This is a genomic window from Aquabacterium sp. G14 (assembly GCF_037482285.1).
GTDB lineage: Bacteria > Pseudomonadota > Gammaproteobacteria > Burkholderiales > Burkholderiaceae_C > Aquabacterium.
In genome coordinates, this window is the sequence record NZ_JBBEYB010000002.1 from 368458 (window position 1) to 387767 (window position 19310).

Annotated in this window: 22 protein-coding genes and 1 pseudogene; 19 read left to right on the forward strand and 4 right to left on the reverse strand. The window is 60.8% G+C overall.

Annotated elements, in window-relative coordinates; all coding sequences use genetic code 11:
• Window positions 1–55 precede the first annotated feature (55 nt).
• The 11 genes from WIT60_RS03995 to WIT60_RS04045 all read left to right on the forward strand — a co-directional run bounded on the left by WIT60_RS03995 (window position 56) and on the right by WIT60_RS04045 (window position 9759).
• A complete protein-coding gene (locus WIT60_RS03995; protein ID WP_339582645.1) occupies window positions 56–1846 on the forward strand; it encodes an ABC transporter transmembrane domain-containing protein in 1791 nt (596 codons plus the stop codon).
• Window positions 1847–1937: 91 nt separating this feature from the next.
• Window positions 1938–2627 (forward strand): YiaD family glycine zipper/OmpA-like lipoprotein, encoded by a 690-nt coding sequence (locus WIT60_RS04000; RefSeq protein WP_339582646.1) that lies wholly within the window; start codon window positions 1938–1940, stop codon window positions 2625–2627.
• A 122-nt stretch (window positions 2628–2749) separates the two neighbouring features.
• Window positions 2750–3727, forward strand: a complete 978-nt coding sequence (locus WIT60_RS04005; protein WP_339582647.1) for a thymidylate synthase — start codon at window positions 2750–2752, stop codon at window positions 3725–3727.
• Between the two features lie 53 nt (window positions 3728–3780).
• Window positions 3781–4203 (forward strand): hypothetical protein, encoded by a 423-nt coding sequence (locus tag WIT60_RS04010; protein ID WP_339582648.1) that lies wholly within the window; start codon window positions 3781–3783, stop codon window positions 4201–4203.
• Window positions 4204–4292: 89 nt separating this feature from the next.
• Complete coding sequence (locus WIT60_RS04015) at window positions 4293–4718, forward strand: hypothetical protein (protein ID WP_339582649.1); 426 nt, start codon at window positions 4293–4295, stop codon at window positions 4716–4718.
• Window positions 4715–6118 carry a TolC family protein gene (locus WIT60_RS04020; protein ID WP_339582650.1) on the forward strand — a complete coding sequence of 468 codons (1404 nt, stop codon included), beginning with the start codon at window positions 4715–4717 and terminating at the stop codon, window positions 6116–6118. The genes WIT60_RS04015 and WIT60_RS04020 overlap by 4 nt, the downstream gene beginning before the upstream one ends.
• A gap of 13 nt (window positions 6119–6131) precedes the next feature.
• Window positions 6132–7541 (forward strand): multicopper oxidase domain-containing protein, encoded by a 1410-nt coding sequence (locus WIT60_RS04025; protein ID WP_339582651.1) that lies wholly within the window; start codon window positions 6132–6134, stop codon window positions 7539–7541.
• A gap of 30 nt (window positions 7542–7571) precedes the next feature.
• Window positions 7572–8054: a DUF411 domain-containing protein gene (locus tag WIT60_RS04030; protein WP_339582652.1), complete on the forward strand. Its 483-nt coding sequence runs from the start codon at window positions 7572–7574 to the stop codon at window positions 8052–8054.
• An 11-nt stretch (window positions 8055–8065) separates the two neighbouring features.
• Window positions 8066–8353 (forward strand): copper-binding protein, encoded by a 288-nt coding sequence (locus WIT60_RS04035; protein ID WP_339582653.1) that lies wholly within the window; start codon window positions 8066–8068, stop codon window positions 8351–8353.
• A gap of 164 nt (window positions 8354–8517) precedes the next feature.
• A complete protein-coding gene (locus tag WIT60_RS04040) occupies window positions 8518–9135 on the forward strand; it encodes a pseudaminic acid biosynthesis-associated methylase (RefSeq protein ID WP_339582654.1) in 618 nt (205 codons plus the stop codon).
• Window positions 9136–9396: 261 nt separating this feature from the next.
• Entirely contained in the window at window positions 9397–9759 is a 363-nt protein-coding gene (locus WIT60_RS04045; protein WP_339582655.1) for a hypothetical protein, read from the forward strand.
• Between the two features lie 437 nt (window positions 9760–10196).
• On the opposite strand, the gene WIT60_RS04050 is transcribed toward WIT60_RS04045, so the two are convergent.
• Window positions 10197–11189 carry an IS5 family transposase gene (locus WIT60_RS04050; protein WP_339582656.1) on the reverse strand — a complete coding sequence of 331 codons (993 nt, stop codon included), beginning with the start codon at window positions 11187–11189 and terminating at the stop codon, window positions 10197–10199.
• 636 nt (window positions 11190–11825) lie between these two features.
• On the opposite strand from WIT60_RS04050, the gene WIT60_RS04055 reads away from it, so the two are divergent.
• Complete coding sequence (locus WIT60_RS04055) at window positions 11826–12182, forward strand: ribonuclease E inhibitor RraB (RefSeq protein ID WP_339582657.1); 357 nt, start codon at window positions 11826–11828, stop codon at window positions 12180–12182.
• Between the two features lie 390 nt (window positions 12183–12572).
• Window positions 12573–12818, forward strand: coding sequence for a hypothetical protein (locus tag WIT60_RS04060; RefSeq protein ID WP_339582658.1), 246 nt, complete (start codon window positions 12573–12575; stop codon window positions 12816–12818).
• Between the two features lie 446 nt (window positions 12819–13264).
• Here WIT60_RS04060 and WIT60_RS04065 read toward each other — a convergent pair whose 3' ends face one another.
• On the reverse strand, window positions 13265–14281 hold the full coding sequence (locus WIT60_RS04065) for an IS110 family RNA-guided transposase (protein WP_339582659.1): 1017 nt from the start codon (window positions 14279–14281) through the stop codon (window positions 13265–13267).
• A 179-nt stretch (window positions 14282–14460) separates the two neighbouring features.
• Here WIT60_RS04065 and WIT60_RS04070 point away from each other — a divergent pair.
• Window positions 14461–14721: pseudogene (locus WIT60_RS04070) on the forward strand (PAAR domain-containing protein); the annotation flags it as partial.
• Between the two features lie 311 nt (window positions 14722–15032).
• Window positions 15033–15719 carry an alpha/beta hydrolase gene (locus WIT60_RS04075; protein WP_339582660.1) on the forward strand — a complete coding sequence of 229 codons (687 nt, stop codon included), beginning with the start codon at window positions 15033–15035 and terminating at the stop codon, window positions 15717–15719.
• A 465-nt stretch (window positions 15720–16184) separates the two neighbouring features.
• On the opposite strand, the gene WIT60_RS04080 is transcribed toward WIT60_RS04075, so the two are convergent.
• Window positions 16185–16592 carry a type II toxin-antitoxin system VapC family toxin gene (locus WIT60_RS04080; RefSeq protein ID WP_339582661.1) on the reverse strand — a complete coding sequence of 136 codons (408 nt, stop codon included), beginning with the start codon at window positions 16590–16592 and terminating at the stop codon, window positions 16185–16187.
• 5 nt (window positions 16593–16597) lie between these two features.
• On the reverse strand, window positions 16598–16879 hold the full coding sequence (locus WIT60_RS04085) for a type II toxin-antitoxin system Phd/YefM family antitoxin (protein WP_339582662.1): 282 nt from the start codon (window positions 16877–16879) through the stop codon (window positions 16598–16600).
• 397 nt (window positions 16880–17276) lie between these two features.
• Between WIT60_RS04085 and WIT60_RS04090 the strand changes: the two genes are divergently transcribed.
• The 4 genes from WIT60_RS04090 (at window position 17277) to WIT60_RS04105 (ending at window position 19302) form a co-directional block, all read left to right on the forward strand.
• Window positions 17277–17726 (forward strand): hypothetical protein, encoded by a 450-nt coding sequence (locus tag WIT60_RS04090; RefSeq protein WP_339582663.1) that lies wholly within the window; start codon window positions 17277–17279, stop codon window positions 17724–17726.
• A 49-nt stretch (window positions 17727–17775) separates the two neighbouring features.
• Complete coding sequence (locus tag WIT60_RS04095) at window positions 17776–18168, forward strand: VOC family protein (RefSeq protein WP_339582664.1); 393 nt, start codon at window positions 17776–17778, stop codon at window positions 18166–18168.
• Window positions 18169–18230: 62 nt separating this feature from the next.
• Window positions 18231–18875, forward strand: coding sequence for a glutathione transferase (yfcF, locus tag WIT60_RS04100; RefSeq protein WP_339582665.1), 645 nt, complete (start codon window positions 18231–18233; stop codon window positions 18873–18875).
• A gap of 19 nt (window positions 18876–18894) precedes the next feature.
• Window positions 18895–19302, forward strand: a complete 408-nt coding sequence (locus tag WIT60_RS04105; protein ID WP_339582666.1) for a VOC family protein — start codon at window positions 18895–18897, stop codon at window positions 19300–19302.
• Window positions 19303–19310: the final 8 nt, after the last annotated feature.

The window sequence follows — 19310 nt, forward strand, 5'->3', positions numbered from 1 at the left end:
AAGGCAAGAAATTGCCGGTGGCAAGATAATGGCTGACCGTCACTTCGCGCGCACCATGTCCAAAGCCACCGGCCCCGCCCCTGCCAAGTCCCCCACCGCCTTGCGCGCACTGGGCCCTTACCTCGCGCCTTACAAAGGCCGCATCGGCCTGGCGCTGGTCTTCCTGATCCTGGCGGCCTTGACCACGCTGGTGCTGCCCATCGCGCTGCGCACCCTGATCGACCAGGGCATCGTCTCGGCCGACCCCAACGACCGCGTCATGGCCCTGCGTGAACACTTCCTGGCCTTGTTCGGCGTGGGGGCCGCGCTGGGCGTGTTCTCGGCCTCGCGTTACTTCATGGTGACCTGGCTGGGCGAACGCATCACCTCCGACCTCAAGCGCGCCGTGTATGCCCACGTGCTGCGCCAAAGTCCGGCCTTCTTTGAGACCACGCAAAGCGGCGAAGTGCTGTCCCGCCTCACCGCCGACACCACGCTGATCCAGACGGTGGTGGGCACCAGCGTGTCGATGGGTCTGCGCAACGCCATCATGGCCGCCGGCGCCCTGACCATGCTGATCGTCACCAACCCTTATGTGATGGCCCAGGTCATCGGCGGGCTGGTGCTGGTCGTGCTGCCGGCCATCGCCTACGGCCGCCGTGTGCGCCGCCTCTCGCGCGACAGCCAGGACCGCGTGGCCGACGCCAGCGCCATCGCCGCCGAGGTGCTCAACGCCGTGCCGGTGGTGCAAAGCTACACCGCCGAGCAACGCGAAGCCCGCCGCTTTGACGACGCCACCGAGGGTGCCTTCAAGACCGGCGAGCGCCGCATCAAGGCCCGCGCCGTGCTGGTCGCCTTCATCATCACCGCCACCACCGGCGCGCTGTTGTGGGGCCTGTACCAGGGCACCCAGGCCGTGCTGCAAGGGCAGATCACCGCCGGGCACATGGGCCAGACCGTGGTCTACGTCATCCTGCTGCTGAGCGCCGTGGCCGCCCTGTCTGAGGTCTATGGCGACATCTTGCGTGCCGCTGGCGCCACCGAGCGCCTGATCGAGTTGCTGCAAACCCGCTCGCCCATCCAGCCACCCGCCCAACCGCAAAGCCTGCCGGCCGCCCACGGTGGCTCGCGCCTGAGCGTGCGCGACCTGAGCTTCAGCTACCCCTCGCGGCCCACGCAAAGCGCGCTCAGCCACCTCAACCTGGAAGTGCAGCCGGGCGAAACCATCGCCCTGGTGGGCCCCAGCGGCGCCGGCAAAAGCACCGTGTTTCAGTTGTTGCTGCGTTTTTACGATCCCCAATCCGGCCAGATCGACCTGGACGGCGTGCCCATCCGCCAGCTGAGCCTCGAAGCCCTGCGTGAGCGCATCGGCATCGTCCCGCAAGACAGCGTCATCTTCTCGACCAGCGCGATGGAAAACATCCGCTACGGCCGCCCCGGCGCCACCGACGAGGAAGTGCAAGCCGCCGCCCGCGCCGCCCACGCGCACGACTTCATCACCCAGCTGCCCGAGGGCTACGCCACCTTCCTGGGCGAGCGCGGCGTGCGCCTGTCCGGTGGTCAGCGCCAACGCATCAGCATCGCGCGCGCCATCTTGAAAAACGCGCCCTTGCTGCTGCTTGACGAAGCCACCAGTGCACTCGATACTGAAAGCGAGCGGGCCGTGCAGGCCGCGCTCGAAGAGGCCATGAAAGACCGAACCACCCTGGTCATTGCCCACCGTCTGAGCACCGTGGTCAATGCCCATCGCATCATCGTGCTGGAGGCCGGCGCCATCGTCGATGTGGGCACCCACGCCGAGTTGATGCACCGCAACGGCCTGTATGCCAAACTGGCCTCCATGCAGTTCGATCAGGCTCCGGCCTGATGAAGGCTTGTCATCGCGGCGCACCTGTCGCGCGTTAGGGTGACAAGCCAGTTCCGAGGCCCTGCCTCGCTCTACCTATAAAGGAAGACACATGACCTTCGCCAAAACCTCCCAAGCAGCCGCCCGCCTGAGCCACCCCGCCTTGATCGTGGCTGTGGCCGGTGCCATCGCGGCCACGGGTTGCGCGAACATGGACCAAACCCAACAAGGTACCGCCAAGGGTGCTGCCCTGGGTGCCATCGCGGGCGCCCTCATCGGCAATGCCACCGGTGGTGACAACACTGTGCGCGGCGCCGCCATTGGTGCCGCGGCTGGCGCCATCGCTGGCAACCTGTGGTCCAAGCGGATGCAAGAACAGCAGGCCGCCATGGAGCAAGCCACGGCGGGCACCCCGGTCGAAGTCACCCGCACCGACGACAACCAGCTCAAGCTGAACATCCCCAGCGACATCTCGTTTGACCGCAACAGCGCCACCCTCAAACCTGAGCTGCGTTCGGTGCTCGACACCTTCGCCCAAGGTCTGACCCGCAATGGCAGCGGCATGGTCGTGCGCATCGTCGGCCACACCGACAGCACCGGCACCGACGCCATCAACAACCCCCTGTCGCTGCAGCGCGCTGAAAGCGTCAAGAACTACCTGAACGACCGCGGCGTGCCGGCCTCGCGCATCGAAACCGTGGGGCGTGGCTCGCGTGAGCCGATCGCCAGCAACGCCACCGCTGCAGGCCAGGCCAAGAACCGCCGCGTCGAAATCTTCCTGCGCGACCCGGCGCAACAGTAAACCGACCCAGCCCCGTCAGCATGGATATGTGGGATATTCCATGAGCGGGGCAATTCAGGCGGATTGACTGCCACAATGCCAACAGCCGGCCACGCGCCGGCTGTTGTACTTTGCAGACCACCATGAAACAGTACCTCGACCTCGTTCAATCCATCTTCGACACCGGCAGCTGGCAGGACAACCGCACCGGCGTGCGCACCCTGAGCATGCCCGGCGCCATGATGCGTTTCGACCTGCAAGAGGGCTTCCCGGCCGTCACCACCAAGAAGCTGGCGTTCAAGTCGGCCATTGGCGAAATGGTGGGTTTCCTGCGCGGCAGCCGCAACGCCGCCGAGTTCCGCGCCCTGGGCTGCAAGGTATGGGACCAGAACGCCAACGAAAACCAGCAATGGCTGGCCAACCCCTACCGCCTCGGTGAAGACGACCTGGGCCCCGTGTACGGTGTGCAATGGCGCAACTGGCCGGCCTACAAAATGCTGCCCGCCGGTGAAACCCGCCAGATCGAAGACGCCACCGCACGCGGCTACCATCTGCTCGGCCGCTTCGACAGCACCGATGGCCAGGGCGAGCAAGTGCTGCTCTACAAGGCCGTGGACCAGCTGCGCCAATGCCTGGACACCATCATCAAGGACCCCGGCAACCGCCGCATCCTCTTCCACGGCTGGAACTGGGCGCAGCTCGAAGAAATGGCGCTGCCGCCCTGCCACCTGCTCTACCAGTTCCTGGTCAACCAGGCCAAGGGCGAGATCTCGCTGTGCCTCTACATCCGCAGCAACGACGTGGGCCTGGGCACGCCCTTCAACCTCACCGAAGGCGCCGCGCTGCTGACCCTGATGGGCCGCCTGACCGGCTACAAGCCACGCTGGTTCACCTACTTCATCGGTGACGCGCACATCTACGAAAACCACGTGGACATGCTGCAAGAGCAGCTCAAGCGCGAGCCCTTCCCCGCGCCCAAGCTGGTCCTCTCTGACCGCATCCCCGACTATGCCGTGACGGGCCAGTACGAGCCCGAGTGGCTGGAAAAGGTCGAGCCCTCTGACTTCTGGCTGGAAGGCTACCAACACCACGCGCCGCTCACCGCCCCCATGGCCGTCTGAGCAACGCCCGTCGAATCCATTGCGCGCCACGCCACTTGTGCTAGGCTGATGCCATGAGCCAACTGGTCCGTCTGCTGCTGGTCTGCCTGACGATGCTGATCCTGCCCCTGCAGGCTCAGGCCATGTCGCGCTCGGCACACGCGCACGACCACGGTGCCGCACCAACTCACACCGCGCCCATGCCGCCCGAGATGCAGCATGTGTCGCACGCCCACCCAGCGGCCCAAGCTCAAGCCCTTGCCAACGCAGACCGCCATTGCGCATCTGGCCAGGCCCACTGCCAGGACAAAGCCCAGACAGGCGCAGACCACGGTTGCGGCGGCGCCCACTGCGCGCTCTGTGCCGCCTTGCCTCACCTGGCGTTTCGCCTGCCCGTCATCGCCTTGAACAGCGAGTTGGTGCCGGTGCCCCTGACCGGGGGCCTCGCCCCGCCGCTCGACAGCCTCGAACGCCCGCCTCAACACCGCCTCGCCTGACGCGCAGCGCCTGCACACGCGGGCGTTGCTGACCCTTCGTCCGTGTTCAGCCCCTGGCTGACGCGGCCACTCAGGTTCGCGAGGATGCCATGAGCGTTTCCCTTTCCCCCTGGCGGCTGCCCGTGCTGTTGGCACTGGCCTGGCTCGCCCCCGGCCTGCACGCCCAAACCGCGGCCAGCGCCCCACCCGCACGCCCCAACCCTTTGCAGGCGGATGCCCCCGTGCCACCGCTGCGCCACAACTCGGCCCTCACGCGCTACAAGGCGCACACCGACGTCGAAGTCGGCGCCTGGCGCAAGGCCAATGACCTGACCGCGCAAATTGGCGGCTGGCGCGCCTATGCCCGCGAGGCCCATGCGCCCGATGCCCCTGTCGCCTCACCGTCGGCAGCTTCGTCGGCGACCAGCGCCCCCAGTGCATCAGGCGCCGGCAAAGCAGCCGGCCAACCAGACAAGCACCCACACCACCACTCGCACGGCACCTCCCACCGGCACCACCACGGAGGCAAGCCATGACCCGCGCCCGACTCCTCACGCCCCTGGCGCTGACCCTGCTGCTGGGTGGCTGCGCCAGCTTCAGCCCCGACGGTGGCCTGGGGCCCGTCAACACCCTCACCCAGGCCCACACCGGCCAGGCCGTGCAACGCATCCAGACCGATGCAGACCACGACCGCACCGCCCAGCGCGTGGCCGAACTGCTGGCCCAGCCTTTGACCGCCGACAGCGCTGTGCAGATCGCCCTGCTCAACAACCGCGGCCTGCAAGCCTCATTGGCCGAACTGGGCATCACCGAGGCCGACGTGGTGCAAGCCGGCCGCCTGCCCAACCCCGGCTTCTCGTTCGGCAAGCAACGCACGGGGGACGAGCGCGAAATCGAGCGCAGCGTGCACGTCAACCTCGCACGTCTGCTGTTGATGCCCACCGTGCAGCAGCTTGAAAACCGCCGCTTCGCCCAAGCCCAGGCCCAAACCGCTCAGCAGGTGCTGCAGCTCGCCAGCCGCACCCGCAAGGCCTATTACGAAGCCTTGGCGGCCAAAGAGACCACCCGCTACATGGACCAGGTCATGCAGGCTGCCGAAGCCAGCGCCGAACTGGCCCGCCGCATGGCCCAGGTGGGCAACTTCAACAAGCTGCAGCAGGCCCGCGAGCAAAGCTTCTATGCCGACGCTGCCCAAGGCCTGGCCCGCGCCCAGCGCCACGAAGCCGCCACGCGCGAGCGCCTGATCCGCCTGCTGGGCCTGTGGGGCGACGCCACCACCTTCCAGTTGCCCGATCGCCTGCCCGACCTGCCTCCCACCGTGCGCGATCTGCCCGATGCCGAACGCACCGCCATCGCCCAAAGGCTGGACGTGCAAGCCGCCCGCCTCGCCACCGAGCAAACCGCGCGCAACCTGGGCCTCACCCAAACCACGCGCTTCATCAACGTGCTGGAGCTGGGCCTGATCCGCAACTCGTCCAACGAAGCGCCGACCACCCGTGGCTGGGAAGTGAGCCTGGAACTGCCTCTGTTCAACTGGGGCGGTGCCCGCGTGGCCAAGGCCGAGGCCATCTATATGCAGTCCCTGCACGCCGCCGCCGACACCGCCATCCAAGCGAGGTCGGAAGTGCGCGAGGCCTATGGCAACTACCGCTCAGCCTACGACATCGCTCGCCACCAGCGCGACGAAGTCGTGCCCCTGCGCCAACGCATCGCCAACGAAAACCTGCTGCGCTACAACGGCATGCTCATCGGCGTGTTCGAACTGCTGGCCGATGCCCGTGCCCAGATCAGCAGCGTGGCCACCTACATCGACACCCTGCGCGACTTCTGGCTGGCCCAGGCCGACCTGGACATGGCCCTCGTCGGCCCTGCCAACCTTAGCGCAAGCACCGCCCCACGCGCCGCCGCCCCCGAGGCCGCAGGCGCCGGCCACTGAACAAGGACACCCCATGGTTTCCAGACGCAACTTCCTCTCCGGCGCCGGTGCCATCACCGCCGCCGTCGGCAGCGCCACGGTCAGCAAAGCCGCCCTCGCCGCCCTGCCCGAGCCGGTCATCCAGACCAGCGCCGACACCCAGGCCCCGCTGGTACCGCCCAACGGCCGCCCCTACAACCCCGTCGTCACCCTCAACGGCTGGACCCTGCCCTGGCGCATGAACAACGGCGTCAAGGAGTTCCACCTCGTGGCCGAGCCCGTGGTGCGCGAAATGGCGCCCGGCTTCGTCGCCCACCTGTGGGGCTACAACGGCCAGTCGCCCGGCCCCACCATCGAAGTGGTCGAAGGCGACCGCGTGCGCATCTTCGTCACCAACAAGCTGCCCGAGGTCACCAGCGTGCACTGGCACGGCCAGCGCCTGCCCTGCGGCATGGACGGCGTCACGGGCCTCACCCAGCCGCCCATCGCGCCCGGCAAAACCTTTGTGTACGAGTTTGTGGCACGCCGCCCCGGCACCTTCATGTACCACCCGCATGCCGACGAGATGGTGCAGATGGCCATGGGCATGATGGGCATGTGGATCACCCACCCCAAACTCGACAAACACGGCAAGCACCCGCTGATCGACGACGTGGACCGCGACTTCTGCTTCCTGCTCAACGCCTACGACGTGGACCCCGGCAGCTACACCCCCAAGGTCAACACCATGCTCGACTTCAACCTATGGAGCTGGAACAGCCGCGTCTTTCCCGGTATTGACCCACTGGTGGTGCGCCACATGGACAAGGTGCGCATCCGCGTGGGCAACCTGACCATGACCAACCACCCCATCCACCTGCATGGGCACGAGTTCATGGTGACCGGCACCGACGGTGGCCCCGTGCCCAAAACCGCCCGCTGGCCCGAAGTGACCACCGATGTGGCCGTGGGCCAGATGCGCCAGCTCGACTTTGTGGCCGACGAGGAAGGTGACTGGTCACTGCACTGCCACAAGAGCCATCACACCATGAACGCCATGGGCCACGCCGTGCCCACCATGATTGGCGTGGACCACCGCCAGGTGGCCAAGCAGATCACCCGCCTGATTCCGGACTACATGGTGATGGGCGAGCGCGGCATGCACGACATGACCGAAATGGAAATGCCCCTGCCCGACAACACCGTGCCCATGATGACCGGGCACGGCCCCTTCGGTGCCATTGGCATGGGCGGCATGTTCAGCGTGCTGAAAGTGCGCAAAGGCCAAAAGCGCGGCGACTACAGCGACCCGGGCTGGTTCAAACACCCCGCCGGCACCGTGGCGCGCGAATGGCAAGGCCCCACACCGGCCGCCCCCCAGGCGCCAGCCGCCACCACCCCACAACCCAAGGTGGAAGTGAACATCCGCAAACCTGCCGGCCATGGCGGGCACAGCGGCCACTGACACCTCAACCCATTTGAGCAAGGAGCAACCATGAACCCCTCACGCCGACACCTAATGCTGGCCCTGGCCGCCACACCCGCTGCCCTGCTGGCTGCCCACGCGCAAGCCAACCCCTTCAAGCTGCCCACCGTGCATGTGTGGAAGAGCCCCACCTGCGGTTGCTGCACCGCCTGGGTGGACCACATGCGCGCCGCAGGCTTCACCGTGAACATCACGGAGGTGGACGACACCGGCCCCACACGCAAACGCCTGGGCATGCCCGCCAAGCTGGGCAGCTGCCACACCGCCCTGGTGGGCGGCTACGTACTGGAAGGCCACGTGCCTGCGGATGACGTGAAGCGCCTGCTGCGCACCAAAACCGCCGGCCTGGGCCTGAGCGTGCCTGGAATGCCCGTGGGCTCACCCGGGATGGAAATGGGGCCGCGCCTAGACCCGTATGACGTGCTGCTGGTGCAACGCGATGGCCGCACCAGCGTATTCAGCCATTACCCGAAAACCAAACCCCAAGCCTGAAAGGACGAACGATGACAGTGAAACACTTTGCCGTGATGGCTGGACTGTGGCTGAGCGTGGCCACGGGTGCGCAGGCACAAGCCGGATCACATGCTGGACATGGGCATGACACCCAAACCGACACCGCGCCAGCCTCGGCGCCTGTCAACACTGAAGCGTGGGCTGAGGGGGAAATCAGGAAAATAGACCTGAAGACCGGAAAAGTGACCCTGAAGCATGGGTATATACCCAGCCTGGATATGCCGCCCATGACCATGGTTTTTGGAATATCGGACAAGCAGGTGCTGAGCCAGGGATAACATGTTCAACAATTTGTAAGCCTGTTGCCAAGGTGTTGATTCTGATGAGAAAGATGAAAACGGCTGGTGCGACAGGCGTCATTAGGCCGCGTTTCGCTTGTGCGTGCGTGAGGCCTAATAACAGTTATGTGTAAAAATCAACAATCCAACAATAAGGAACAAATATGAGTTACAAAACGGAGCAAGAACAATTTTGGTCAGGGGAATTTGGTGATGAGTACATTGGAAGGAATCAAGGTGAAGCGAGTATTGCTTCAAATACTGCGTTGTTTTCAACAATATTAAAATCAACGAACTCCATCTCAAGTGTTATTGAGTTTGGGGCAAATATTGGTCTTAACTTGGAAGCAATAAAACGCCTAATACCTGAAGCTCAGTTGTCAGCGATAGAAATAAACGAAAAGGCTGTTTCTCAATTAAAAGAAACCAAAAACATCAATGTTTATCATTCTTCAATTCTGGATTTTAACCCCGACGAGGAAAGAGATTTAGTATTAATTAAGGGGGTGTTAATACATATCAATCCAGACGAATTGAAAAACGTCTATGAGCTATTGTATAAAACAAGCAGAAAATATATCTGTGTTGCTGAATACTACAACCCATCACCTGTGGAAGTAAGATACCGTGGGCACGAAGGAAAACTTTTTAAAAGAGATTTTGCGGGTGAAATTATGGACCAATTTCCTGATGTAAAGCTAATTGATTACGGTTTTGTTTATCATCGAGACAATAATTTCCCGCAAGATGACACTACATGGTTTCTATTGGAAAAACAGTAGAATCACATAACAAGGCAAATGCACTCGGACAGCAAAAAGCGCCGCTCCTTCGTCGCTCTGCTTTTTGCTGCCGGTGATTTGCGACGTTAGGTCCCGTTTAAAAATACGCTCAGGTAACTCGGTGCAAAGGCTCTGGCAAATGTCAACATCGGTGCAAGTTCATACATCCAGCACGCGGGAATCACTTGTCGTGCCAAGGTTGTTTTCTTTGCATGGCAAGGGTTGCGCATTACGCGTCGCCACTCCCACGCGAGAACACTGATGTTCGCCAACGCCGCTTCCGTGCTCACTCAAGCAGTTGTTCGCATCTTGAAGTTTGGCGTTTTACTGGCAAGCAGTTCGTTCACCGGGTGCAGCGCCATGTCTCAATCTACTATCACCGGTTTGGGTGCTTCAACCAGGTCGGTTTGTCTGTCACACTCTCTGGAATTCTGGCAGCAGCAAAAATTCACCGTGACCCGCCCTCACCTCGACTTCATCTGTCGTGTGTTTCAAAGCCGTGCCACAGGTGCAAAACCTAACTGTGCGTTCAACGTGGACGCCAACAGCGGCCATGCCTTCGGCATTTTATTGGCCGCTGTTGGTACCCTGCGCCCCTGCGGGGCTCCGGCGCCAGTTAACTAATTCGTTAGACCACATGGCCTTGCTCGATTTGCATATTCGCATATGTGAAGAATATAAAGCCACCTTAATGGGGATGTGCAGTTAGCGAAATTTCTGCTAGCCTGCGTAGCGCTGCTAGCGCACGGTCTAAGCTTGCTTAGGCCATACGCCATCAGCGCTACGTAACATAGTCATCGAGATCTGCCCCATGCCTGCGATGAGTGTCAAATTATCAGTCGTGTGCGGGCCCGCAAGACCACATGGTCTAACCCTCCGTTGAAGCCAAATGGCCTGCGTCCATTCGGCTTAACTCATCAGTTAGGGAAGGTCTGCACAACCACCGCTGACGCGGCGGCTTGGGGCTGTTATTTCAGATGACGACACTTTTTTGCGTTCAAAGGGCAGATACGGGGCGTATTGAGCCCCAGTCGTGGCCCCTTGGCCGTTTTTGGGCGCACTCATCCCTGCGCCCCCATATTCAAGAGTCGTTTGCGCACCATCCACAGGTTGGACAGTGCAAACAGCGTCATCAGATTGGCCGTATTCTTGGCCAGCCCACGGTACTTGACCTTGACGTAGCCGAACTGCCGCTTGATGACACGAAACGGATGTTCCACCTTGGCACGGATGCTGGCTTTGGTCTTTTCCAACCGCTCCAGGATGCTGCCCATGGGCGTGCTCTTGTCCATGGCCTTTCGCTTGCCAGGCATCATGGCGATGTGCCATTCCACATCCGGGTGCTTGGCTTGAATTTCTTCGCGCTTTTCAATACCCCGGTAGCCCGAATCGGCAAAGACGTCCGTTTCTTGGCCGTGCAACAGCGCGTGTGCCTGGGTGATGTCGTGCGCGTTGGCCGCTGTGGTGGTCACGCTGTGCACCAGCCCCAAATCGGCATCCGAGCCGATGTGCGCCTTCATGCCGTGGTGCCACTGGTTGCCCTTTTTGGTCTGGTGCATCTCGGGGTCGCGCGCGCCTGTGCTGTTCTTGGTCGAACTCGGCGCCGCAATCAACGTCGCATCCACGACTGTGCCTTGCTTGAGCAGCAAACCCTTGGCGGTGAGCGTGGCGTTGACGGTTGCCAAGATTTGCAAGCTCAGATCGTGAGCTTCGAGCAAATGGCGAAAACGCAAGATGGTGCTTTCGTCGGGAAGATGGTCCTCCCCCATGTCCAGTCGGGCAAACTCACGGAACATCGGCGTGTCGTACAGCGCCTCTTCCATGGCCGGGTCAGACAAGTTGAACCACTGCTGCAAAAAGTGGATGCGCAGCATTGTTTCCACAGCAAACGGTGGACGCCCACCTTTGGCACCACGCGCCGGCGCGTGTGGCGCAATCAAGCCCACAAGCTCAGCCCAAGGCACGACCAGGTTCATCTCGTCGAGGAACTCGCGCTTGCGCGTTCTCTTGGTCTTGCGTTCAAATCCAGTGGTGCTCAGGCTCATCTGCTTCATGCTGTCACTGTCTCACATTCAGGGCTGCATGCGGAGGTTTTGCAGACCATCCCTAAGGTAGCCAAAACTCGCTCAATTAAAGGTGAGGCATGAATAGAATCCAAGCAACAGCAATGTTAATACCTTCCACTCCGCGCCCCAGCCTAACTGTCAGGTCAACGCGGACGCAACCAAGGGCCATGCCTTCGGCATTCTCATGGCCCTTGCTTGTACCCTCCGCCCTGGCGGGCTCCCGCGCCGGTTACCTTGGTAGTTAGGCCCTCGCGTAAATGCGCCGCGTGCGCAGGCCACACGAGCCGCCTCCTCGGCGGCAGTCGAACATTCGTTCTTGCCATCAAGTTGGTGTGCTGGCACCTTCGCTGCTCAGGTTGAACGTACGTTAGATTGAGGCATTCGTCAGCGCATGGCTGACGCCATACGCAAAGGGAGGCGTGATGGCACGGTTCAATTCAAAGGCTGCCTCAGCAGCTCATCGCGCACACCAGGCTGGCGCCTCGTGTGCGGGCTCGCTGCCAGCGCAGCGGCTCTGCCACTTGCACCGGCCTAACTGGGCGTTGCAGGGGACGCCTCCACCACTGCGCGCTTCGGCAACGCCAAGCGCGCGCCCCTGAACTTGGTAGTTAGGCTAGAAGAGTCATGCCAACACCACCAGAGTTAATCACTGCCTTGTCCAGGAGCACAGACCCTGACGCCTTGGTTCTACTTCATATGGCCAAGGTGGGGGCAGACCTCCGAAAGCCACACGAACCCGACTTCGCATTCGATGTACCAAACAAGGAAAGTGCCGAGGCCCTAGCCCAAGATCTTTGTCAGCTTGACTATGAGGTACAACTCTATGAGCCCGATGATGAAAATCCAGAATACAAAGTTGTTGCAATGACAACGATGGTTCTGGATCTAGGAGTTCTCAACCAGCTTTCGTCCAAATTTGAATCGTTAGCTGAAAAGTACGGTGCCAGCTATGACGGGTGGGGCGCAGAGGTTGTTGCGTGAGTCACGTCGAACGCGCTCCTGGAATCACCCTCGGCGCCCCTCTTGGGCTCAATGCTGCTAAGACATCCAACCATTCCATCAAGCCTTAGCGTCTGGCAAACTCTCTGGAAACATCAAAGGGAGCGTCTATGCAGCATTGCTGTCATTCAAGCCATGCCCAAGTTGCCGTGTGCTCTCCCACCTTCCACTTCGCGCCCCAGCCTAACTGTAGGTTCAACGCGGACGCCAACATAAGCCATGCCTTCGGCATTTTCATGGCTTATGTTGGTGCCCTCCAGCCTTCGGCTTCCGGCGCCGGTTAACCAGGGCGTTAGGCCCTGTTAGGCAATATCGTCGCATTACCCACAAGAGAGCCTTTACCACTTGGTGAACCCGAACCACTTCTAAAGCATGAAAGCTATCAAAGTTCTATTTTTGCTCGCCCTATCGCTTGCATTTTGGTCTGCAACATTTGCAATGATTGGTTATGCATTCCTTTCTGTCGCGCCATGCCACTGGTTTGGATCGCCGTTTGAAGGAACCTGCGGTTACCGAGGCGCCCTCTTTACGGTCGTAGTCTGCGCATTTCTCGCAATCGGCCTGACCATTTTCACCGTCGCCCGCTATTACCCCAAATCACAACACAACACAGGTTAAAATGCGGGGTGCGTCACCGCGCCGTCCTGCATCAGCCTAACTGTAAGTTCAACGTGGACGCTGATACGGCCCATCGCTTCGGATACGCCTTATGGGCGCCAGTTAACTAGTTCTACAAGGGCTTCCCCGTCTGTCAAGCAAAATCATCCCACTGAATCACCAAAGGTGATTCATTTCCTCAATAAGTAACCCATTCAACCAATCAGGATTCAGTCGCTCAGATATTGCCCAGGATAAGGACGGCGGTACTACAAACGGCCTTTATTGCAGCTTGCTGCTGCGGGCCCTGATGAAAGACGCACGCGGGGGCTCCATTCGTTAGTCAAGGTTGCCAATGGCACCTTCCTCAGGTTATCGAGCACTCCCCGCGCAGGTCCAACCTTGGCACATCAACGCGACATCACACCATGAATCAGTCTCGGGCTACTTGCTCTCCCCGGCATCGTTCAGCTGATCGGCTCGAACGCTTCGCCTTTACTGAGCATCGCCCAGGCCATACGCGCATTCTTTGCCGCCACGGCCACCACAGCTTTCCAGTAGCCTCTTCGGTTAACCAGCTCAGTCACCCAGCGACTGAGTCTGTCGGCCTTCTTCTTGGCCGCAACCACCACCGATCGCGCACCCAGTATCAACAGCATCCGCAGGTAGCTATCTCCGGCTTTGGTGATGCGGCCCAGCCTCTGTTTGCCGCCCGAGCTGTATTGCCCCGGCACCAGACCCAACCAGGCGGCCAGTTGCCGGCCGCACTTGAAGTCGTGTCCGTTGCCAATGCTGGCCATCAGAGCCGTCGCGGTCTTCTCGCCAATGCCGGGCATTCCCATCAAGCGCCTGCAGCGCTCGTCGGCTTGCGCCATCACCGCAATATGGCGGTCGTATTCGGCAATGCGCTCATCGAGTCGGTGAACCTCACTGAGCAGGTCGCCAATGGCCGTGTTCGCCCATCCAGGCAGATCTTCCAGACATCGACCCGCTTCGCGGCGCACCACTTCGGCCTTCTGCGGCAGGATGTGACCGTACTCACTGAGCAGGCCGCGAATGCGGTTGATCGTGGCAGTGCGTTGCTCGACGAACCCTTGTCGCACACGGTGAATCGACAGCCGGGCCTGCGCGTCCTCGCTCTTGATCGGGACAAAGCGCATGTGCGGCCGTTGAACCGCTTCGCAAATGGCCTGGGCGTCAGCCGCGTCGTTCTTGCCACGCCGACCACTGAGTCGGTACGGAGCGACGAACTTCGCCGCGATGATCCGGACATCGTGGCCGAACTTGGCGAACTCGCGCGCCCAGTGGTGAGCACCTGAGCATGCCTCCATCCCAATGAGGCACGGCGGCAACTTGGCCACCATCTCCAGCAAGGCATCGCGCTTGACCGTCGGGCGCACAAGCACCGCCTTACCCCCCTCATTCACGCCATGCACAGCAAAAACGTTCTTGGCGAGATCAATGCCGATCGCAATAATGGTCATGGACTTCCCCTTCCGAGTGATTCGATGAGATTTCGCAACCCCATCGTGGCACTTGATGCCGTTCGCCGCAAACCGCGGCTAGCTCGGGACGGGGAAGTCCCTTTCATTCGTTAGACCCTTCAGCAGCCAGGTACAGCAGACTGCTACAGTGACGCATACAAAAAAGCAGGAGAGTCCACATGGGACGCCCATTTATCGTCATCGGTGATCAGACAGATCACGGTGGCGTCGTAGTCGGTGCCTCTGGCACAACAGACACACACGGCAAGCGCATCGCCAGAGTGGGCGATCAGGTCACTTGCCCAAAGAAGGGCCACGGCACCACGGTCATCGTCAGCGGCGATCCGACAATGATCATTGATGGCATGCCAGCAGCCCGTCACGGCGACAAGTGCGCTTGTGGCGCAACGCTCATTTCAAGCCAATTCGTCTCCACCACTTCGGACGGTGGCGCATCAAATCCGCAAGCGGCCAGCGCAGCACAGGCAGCAAGTTCCGCCCATCTCGCGCAGCACTCCACACCGCGCATGGAAGTAGACGAAACATCAGGTCTTTTCGTTCTCAACCACGACCAGTTTTTCGTGTTTACAGACGAACTGACTGGTGAGCCGCTACCTCACTGGAAGTACCGACTCACCTGCGGCGACAAGACAGTGGAAGGCATCACCGACGATTCTGGGCAAACTCAAAAAATTGCTGCCAAGGAAAAGTCAGACGTAAAAATCGAACTCCTCGGGGTGGAGGCACAAGCATGAGCTCAATCCTTGAGCATGTCGCGTCAACAACGCCGACCACAGACAAAGAGCCCGTCAAGCTCAAAGTCAAGGTGCCACGGGGCACCATCTACTGGGGCGGTGCCGGGCTCAATGGTGGCTACGTCCAACCACAAATCGAAGCCTTCCGAAAGGCGGGCATCAAGCACATATGGGTTGGACTCACAAACACCGCCACCAAAGTCATGGGTGGCGAATTCGGCACCATTGTTGATGCCATCCGCGCCGGACTGATCATTCGCTACGAGGACGAGAGCCCTTGGACCATTGACTCCGGCATGGATCAACCTGCCGAACAATTCAACCTGATCGGGTATTCCTACGGTTCATTACTTGCTGCGCAAACGGCCAACTTCTATTCGAAGAAGGGCTTCAAAGTGGACAACCTCGTGTTAATCGGTTCACCGATCGAGAAGGAGTTCCTTTTCAAGCTTCGTGCCTACAGAAACATCGGCAAAGTCACGGTTATTGACCTCCGAGAGCATGGCGACCCAATCTATGCAGGCATGCCGCTCACGGAGTTGACCGCAGGCGTCCCGCAACTGGCAAAAGACATGCTCGCCAACAAAGGCGAGGGACATTTTTATTACGGTCACGTTGTGCCCGATAGCCAGCGCCGCTGGACCGATCTTGCAAAGAAAATCTATGACGCAGGTCTACGCTAAGAAGCCAATTGCCTATTGGCTGGCGCTTGCGGCAAGCGCCACGCTAGGCGGCAGTTGGCTTTGTTATTTCGCATACCTAAGCGCCGTCACCATAACCAAGCAGAGCGTGTACATAGGCGCCATCACGTTTTACGCCGCCGTACTGCTTGCCGTGTCGAGCGTTTCACTTGTCGTTCTTGCTGGCTCTGTAGGCTACCTTGCTCGAACCCGGCATCATCTTTGGAGGTCAGCCTTCTTGGGGGGAGCACTTGCAATTGCGGCTGCGGTCGTTGTCTTTGTAATCAGTCGCCCACTCATCAGCAGCGCGACCTAATATGCATCTGGCGCCAGGTCTAACTGTCGGTTCAACGCGGACGCCAACACTGGCCATGCCTTCGGCATTTTATTGGCCGCTGTTGGTGCCCTGCGCCCTTCGGGCTCCGGCGCCAGTTAACTCGTTCGTTAGCCCTCTTGGCACCTTCAGGCCTATGCCGGAGCAAATGGATTGAAAACGTCTAGCCCGAGAGCATTGAAGTCACTGACGTTTCTCGTTGCAACCGTCAACCCATGCACTTTCGCGGTTGCCGCGATCATGGCATCTTCATAAAGCGTATCGGATTTCCTGTGCATCAATCTCGCCCAAGCCCTGAAGGTCGCCGCATCCATTGGCAAAACGTTATAAGCGCCTGCAACCAACTCCAGCCACGTTTCAATTTCTTCGGCTTTGCGAGGGTCTTGCTCTCGCGTCAACTCGATACCGGCTTGTATCTCACCGAGGGTCACCGCGGAAAGGTACAACTGGGCGTCATCAATCGACTGCAGCCAAGCAACCACGCCGCCGTGTGGGCGCTGCTTGCGGAGCTCAGAGACAACATTGGTGTCAAGCAAATACATGCTCGTCACAGCATAGGCTCCACATTGCGGCGCTTCGCCTTCCCTCTTGCTGGCACGTTCAAGTCGGAACGAGCTTGGTCAGAGAGCAGCAGTTGCTTCAAAGAGGGGCGTGCGGCAGACTGCAAGCGGCGCCACTCTTGCACAGGCACAAGCACGGCAGCTTCAGCGCCCCTCCTTGTCACCATCTGCGGCCCCTCCACGAGGCACGCATCCAAGAACTCGCTAAAACGTGCTTTCGCATCCTGAACTGGCCATGTATGCATAGCAACCTCAATCGAACTAGTCATTTAACTAGTCTGCCACTGATTGCAGTCCATGTCAAACCACCGTTGGTGCTGGGGCCCGGGCTAACTGTAAGTTCAACGTGGACGCTGTTACGGCCATCGCTTCAGCAAGGTTGACGACTACGCGTATTCCCACACGGGCGCCGCTGGAAGCCATGATGGCAAGGCGTTCAAGACCATCTTTTACAAGGTGCGTCTTTCTGGTGGTTCCATTCCGACTGGTGAAATGAAGATCACCGTTGCCAGTGAAGGCGACTCACTGGCGGTGTACGGCTTCTTCCTGAACGCGATGCAACAGTAGGCAGACCGTCCCTTTGCAAAATGAAGCCGGGTTGCGCTACAAAGAGCCTGATGAGCGCCCCTCTGTTCCATTCCTTCTGAAGGCTTCGGCCTACTCAAGATGATCAAACCCCTCCTCTCCGCCATCGCCCTCACGGTCACCCTCATGCCTGCCGTCAGTGTGGCGGGGCCGGCCACCGATGCGCTGGCCTCTTGCGTGGCCGACAACACCACTGGTAAAGACCGCAAGGACTTGGCCAAGTGGGTTTTCGTCGCCATGTCGGCCCACCCTGAAATCAAGCCTCTGTCCAAGGCCAGCGACGCCGTCAAGGAATCTCTCGACAAGAACCTGGCCAACATTGCCACCAAGCTGATCACCGAGAGTTGCCGCACCGAGGCCCATCTGGCGTTCTCCACCGAGGGTGAAAAGTCCTTCGAGTTCGCCTTCAACGCGCTGGGGCGGCTGGCCATGCAGGAGCTCACCACCAACCCCGCCGTCGCCGCGTCATTCTCCAACTACGTCAAGTATCTGGACCGCGCGAAGTTTGAGGCAGCCTTCTCAGGCAAGTGAAGCGCGCGCCCACCTCGCCATCGTCCACACCGTCCGCCATGGAGGCCCCATGAAGCTTGGCTACACCATCATCTACGTCCCAGACGTGGCGGCCTCTCTGGCGTTCTGCGAGCAAGCCTTCGGCCTGACGCGGCGCTTTCTGCACGAATCGGGCACTTATGGCGAGCTGGACACAGGCGAGACCACGCTGTCCTTTGCCGCCCACGAGTTGGGTGATGCCAACTTCCCCGGCGGGCACGTGGCCGCCCACACATCGACGCAACCACTGGGTTTTGAAATCGGCCTGGTCACCAGCGACGTGGCCGGCGCCCATGCCAGGGCGGTGAAGGCGGGCGCCACCGAGCTGTCCGCCCCTGTCACCAAGCCGTGGGGACAGGTGGTGTCTTACGTGCGCTGTCCGGACGGCTTGTTGGTTGAGCTGTGCTCGCCCATCTCCGCCTGAGGCCACCTGCACGGTGCTTTGTGGTTCAATGAGCCACGCCCGCCCATCCTTGCGCTGCGGGCATGAACACAACAGGGGGCTGCGCCATGAAGCTGTTTGTGGATTCCAACTACCTGTCTCCCTACGCCATGACCGCATTCGTGGCGCTGCGTGAGAAACAGATCCCCTTTGAGCTGGTGCTCGTCAACCTGGGGCGGCAAGAACAGTCCGACCCGCTGTACGCCGAGGTGTCCACCACCCGTCGTGTGCCCGCCCTCAGCGACGATGGCTTCCACCTGTCGGAATCGTCGGCCATTTGCGAATACCTGGAAGACCGCTATCCCGGTACGGCGCTCTACCCGGCAGACATCCAATCCAAAGCCAAGGCCCGCGAGATTCAGGCTTGGCTGCGCAGCGACCTCATGCCCATTCGGCAGGAACGTTCGGCCGAGGTGGTCTTTCTCAAGCACGGTGCGCTGCCCCCTCTGACGGCGGAAGCCCAGGCGGCACTGCGCAAGCTTGTCGCAGCCACGCAGGCCTACCTGCCACCTGGTCGCACATCCTTGTTCGATCAGTGGTCCATTGCCGACACCGATCTGGCGTTGATGCTCAACCGTCTGCGTGTGGCCGGCGATGCGCTGCCCGCCCGACTGGCCGCGTATGCCGAGGCTCAATGGCAGCGCCCCAGCGTGCAGGAATGGGTGAACCAGCCCCGGCCGGGGTGTTGAGGTCTGACAGGAGCGCGCCATGGAATTCCACCGAGGCAGGCTGTTTGATCATGTGCACTTGCGGGTCTCCGACCTGACGGCGAGCAAGCGCTTCTACCGAGCGGTGTTCACCGCATTGGGCTGGCCCGACATCGTGCAAGAGGGGCCTGACTTTTTCTATGCCGACGAACTGGTGGTGGAAGCCGCAGGAGAGTACGTGTCGCGCGTGCACCTGGCCTTCCAGGCGCCTGATCGAGCCACCGTCCAGGCCTTCCATCGGGCTGCCTTGGCCGCAGGCGGCGTAGACAACGGCCCGCCCGGCGAACGCGCCTATCATCCGGGCTACTACGCTGCCTTTGTGCTGGACCCGGACGGCAACAACATCGAAGCGGTCTGCCATGGGCCTCATCATCGCAGTGCACCTTCGGTCGTGATCCGACCTGCTTGAGACGGCGT

What these genes read in the sequence shown, in the direction of transcription:
- WIT60_RS03995 (WP_339582645.1), top strand. Translation starts at nt 56, where the DNA reads ATGTCCAAAGCCACCGGCCCCGCCCCTGCCAAGTCCCCCACCGCCTTG.
- WIT60_RS04000 (WP_339582646.1), top strand. Translation starts at nt 1,938, where the DNA reads ATGACCTTCGCCAAAACCTCCCAAGCAGCCGCCCGCCTGAGCCACCCC.
- WIT60_RS04005 (WP_339582647.1), top strand. Translation starts at nt 2,750, where the DNA reads ATGAAACAGTACCTCGACCTCGTTCAATCCATCTTCGACACCGGCAGC.
- WIT60_RS04010 (WP_339582648.1), top strand. Translation starts at nt 3,781, where the DNA reads ATGAGCCAACTGGTCCGTCTGCTGCTGGTCTGCCTGACGATGCTGATC.
- WIT60_RS04015 (WP_339582649.1), top strand. Translation starts at nt 4,293, where the DNA reads ATGAGCGTTTCCCTTTCCCCCTGGCGGCTGCCCGTGCTGTTGGCACTG.
- WIT60_RS04020 (WP_339582650.1), top strand. Translation starts at nt 4,715, where the DNA reads ATGACCCGCGCCCGACTCCTCACGCCCCTGGCGCTGACCCTGCTGCTG.
- WIT60_RS04025 (WP_339582651.1), top strand. Translation starts at nt 6,132, where the DNA reads ATGGTTTCCAGACGCAACTTCCTCTCCGGCGCCGGTGCCATCACCGCC.
- WIT60_RS04030 (WP_339582652.1), top strand. Translation starts at nt 7,572, where the DNA reads ATGAACCCCTCACGCCGACACCTAATGCTGGCCCTGGCCGCCACACCC.
- WIT60_RS04035 (WP_339582653.1), top strand. Translation starts at nt 8,066, where the DNA reads ATGACAGTGAAACACTTTGCCGTGATGGCTGGACTGTGGCTGAGCGTG.
- WIT60_RS04040 (WP_339582654.1), top strand. Translation starts at nt 8,518, where the DNA reads ATGAGTTACAAAACGGAGCAAGAACAATTTTGGTCAGGGGAATTTGGT.
- WIT60_RS04045 (WP_339582655.1), top strand. Translation starts at nt 9,397, where the DNA reads ATGTTCGCCAACGCCGCTTCCGTGCTCACTCAAGCAGTTGTTCGCATC.
- WIT60_RS04050 (WP_339582656.1), bottom strand. Translation starts at nt 11,189, where the DNA reads ATGAAGCAGATGAGCCTGAGCACCACTGGATTTGAACGCAAGACCAAG.
- WIT60_RS04055 (WP_339582657.1), top strand. Translation starts at nt 11,826, where the DNA reads ATGCCAACACCACCAGAGTTAATCACTGCCTTGTCCAGGAGCACAGAC.
- WIT60_RS04060 (WP_339582658.1), top strand. Translation starts at nt 12,573, where the DNA reads ATGAAAGCTATCAAAGTTCTATTTTTGCTCGCCCTATCGCTTGCATTT.
- WIT60_RS04065 (WP_339582659.1), bottom strand. Translation starts at nt 14,281, where the DNA reads ATGACCATTATTGCGATCGGCATTGATCTCGCCAAGAACGTTTTTGCT.
- WIT60_RS04075 (WP_339582660.1), top strand. Translation starts at nt 15,033, where the DNA reads ATGAGCTCAATCCTTGAGCATGTCGCGTCAACAACGCCGACCACAGAC.
- WIT60_RS04080 (WP_339582661.1), bottom strand. Translation starts at nt 16,592, where the DNA reads ATGTATTTGCTTGACACCAATGTTGTCTCTGAGCTCCGCAAGCAGCGC.
- WIT60_RS04085 (WP_339582662.1), bottom strand. Translation starts at nt 16,879, where the DNA reads ATGACTAGTTCGATTGAGGTTGCTATGCATACATGGCCAGTTCAGGAT.
- WIT60_RS04090 (WP_339582663.1), top strand. Translation starts at nt 17,277, where the DNA reads ATGATCAAACCCCTCCTCTCCGCCATCGCCCTCACGGTCACCCTCATG.
- WIT60_RS04095 (WP_339582664.1), top strand. Translation starts at nt 17,776, where the DNA reads ATGAAGCTTGGCTACACCATCATCTACGTCCCAGACGTGGCGGCCTCT.
- yfcF (WP_339582665.1), top strand. Translation starts at nt 18,231, where the DNA reads ATGAACACAACAGGGGGCTGCGCCATGAAGCTGTTTGTGGATTCCAAC.
- WIT60_RS04105 (WP_339582666.1), top strand. Translation starts at nt 18,895, where the DNA reads ATGGAATTCCACCGAGGCAGGCTGTTTGATCATGTGCACTTGCGGGTC.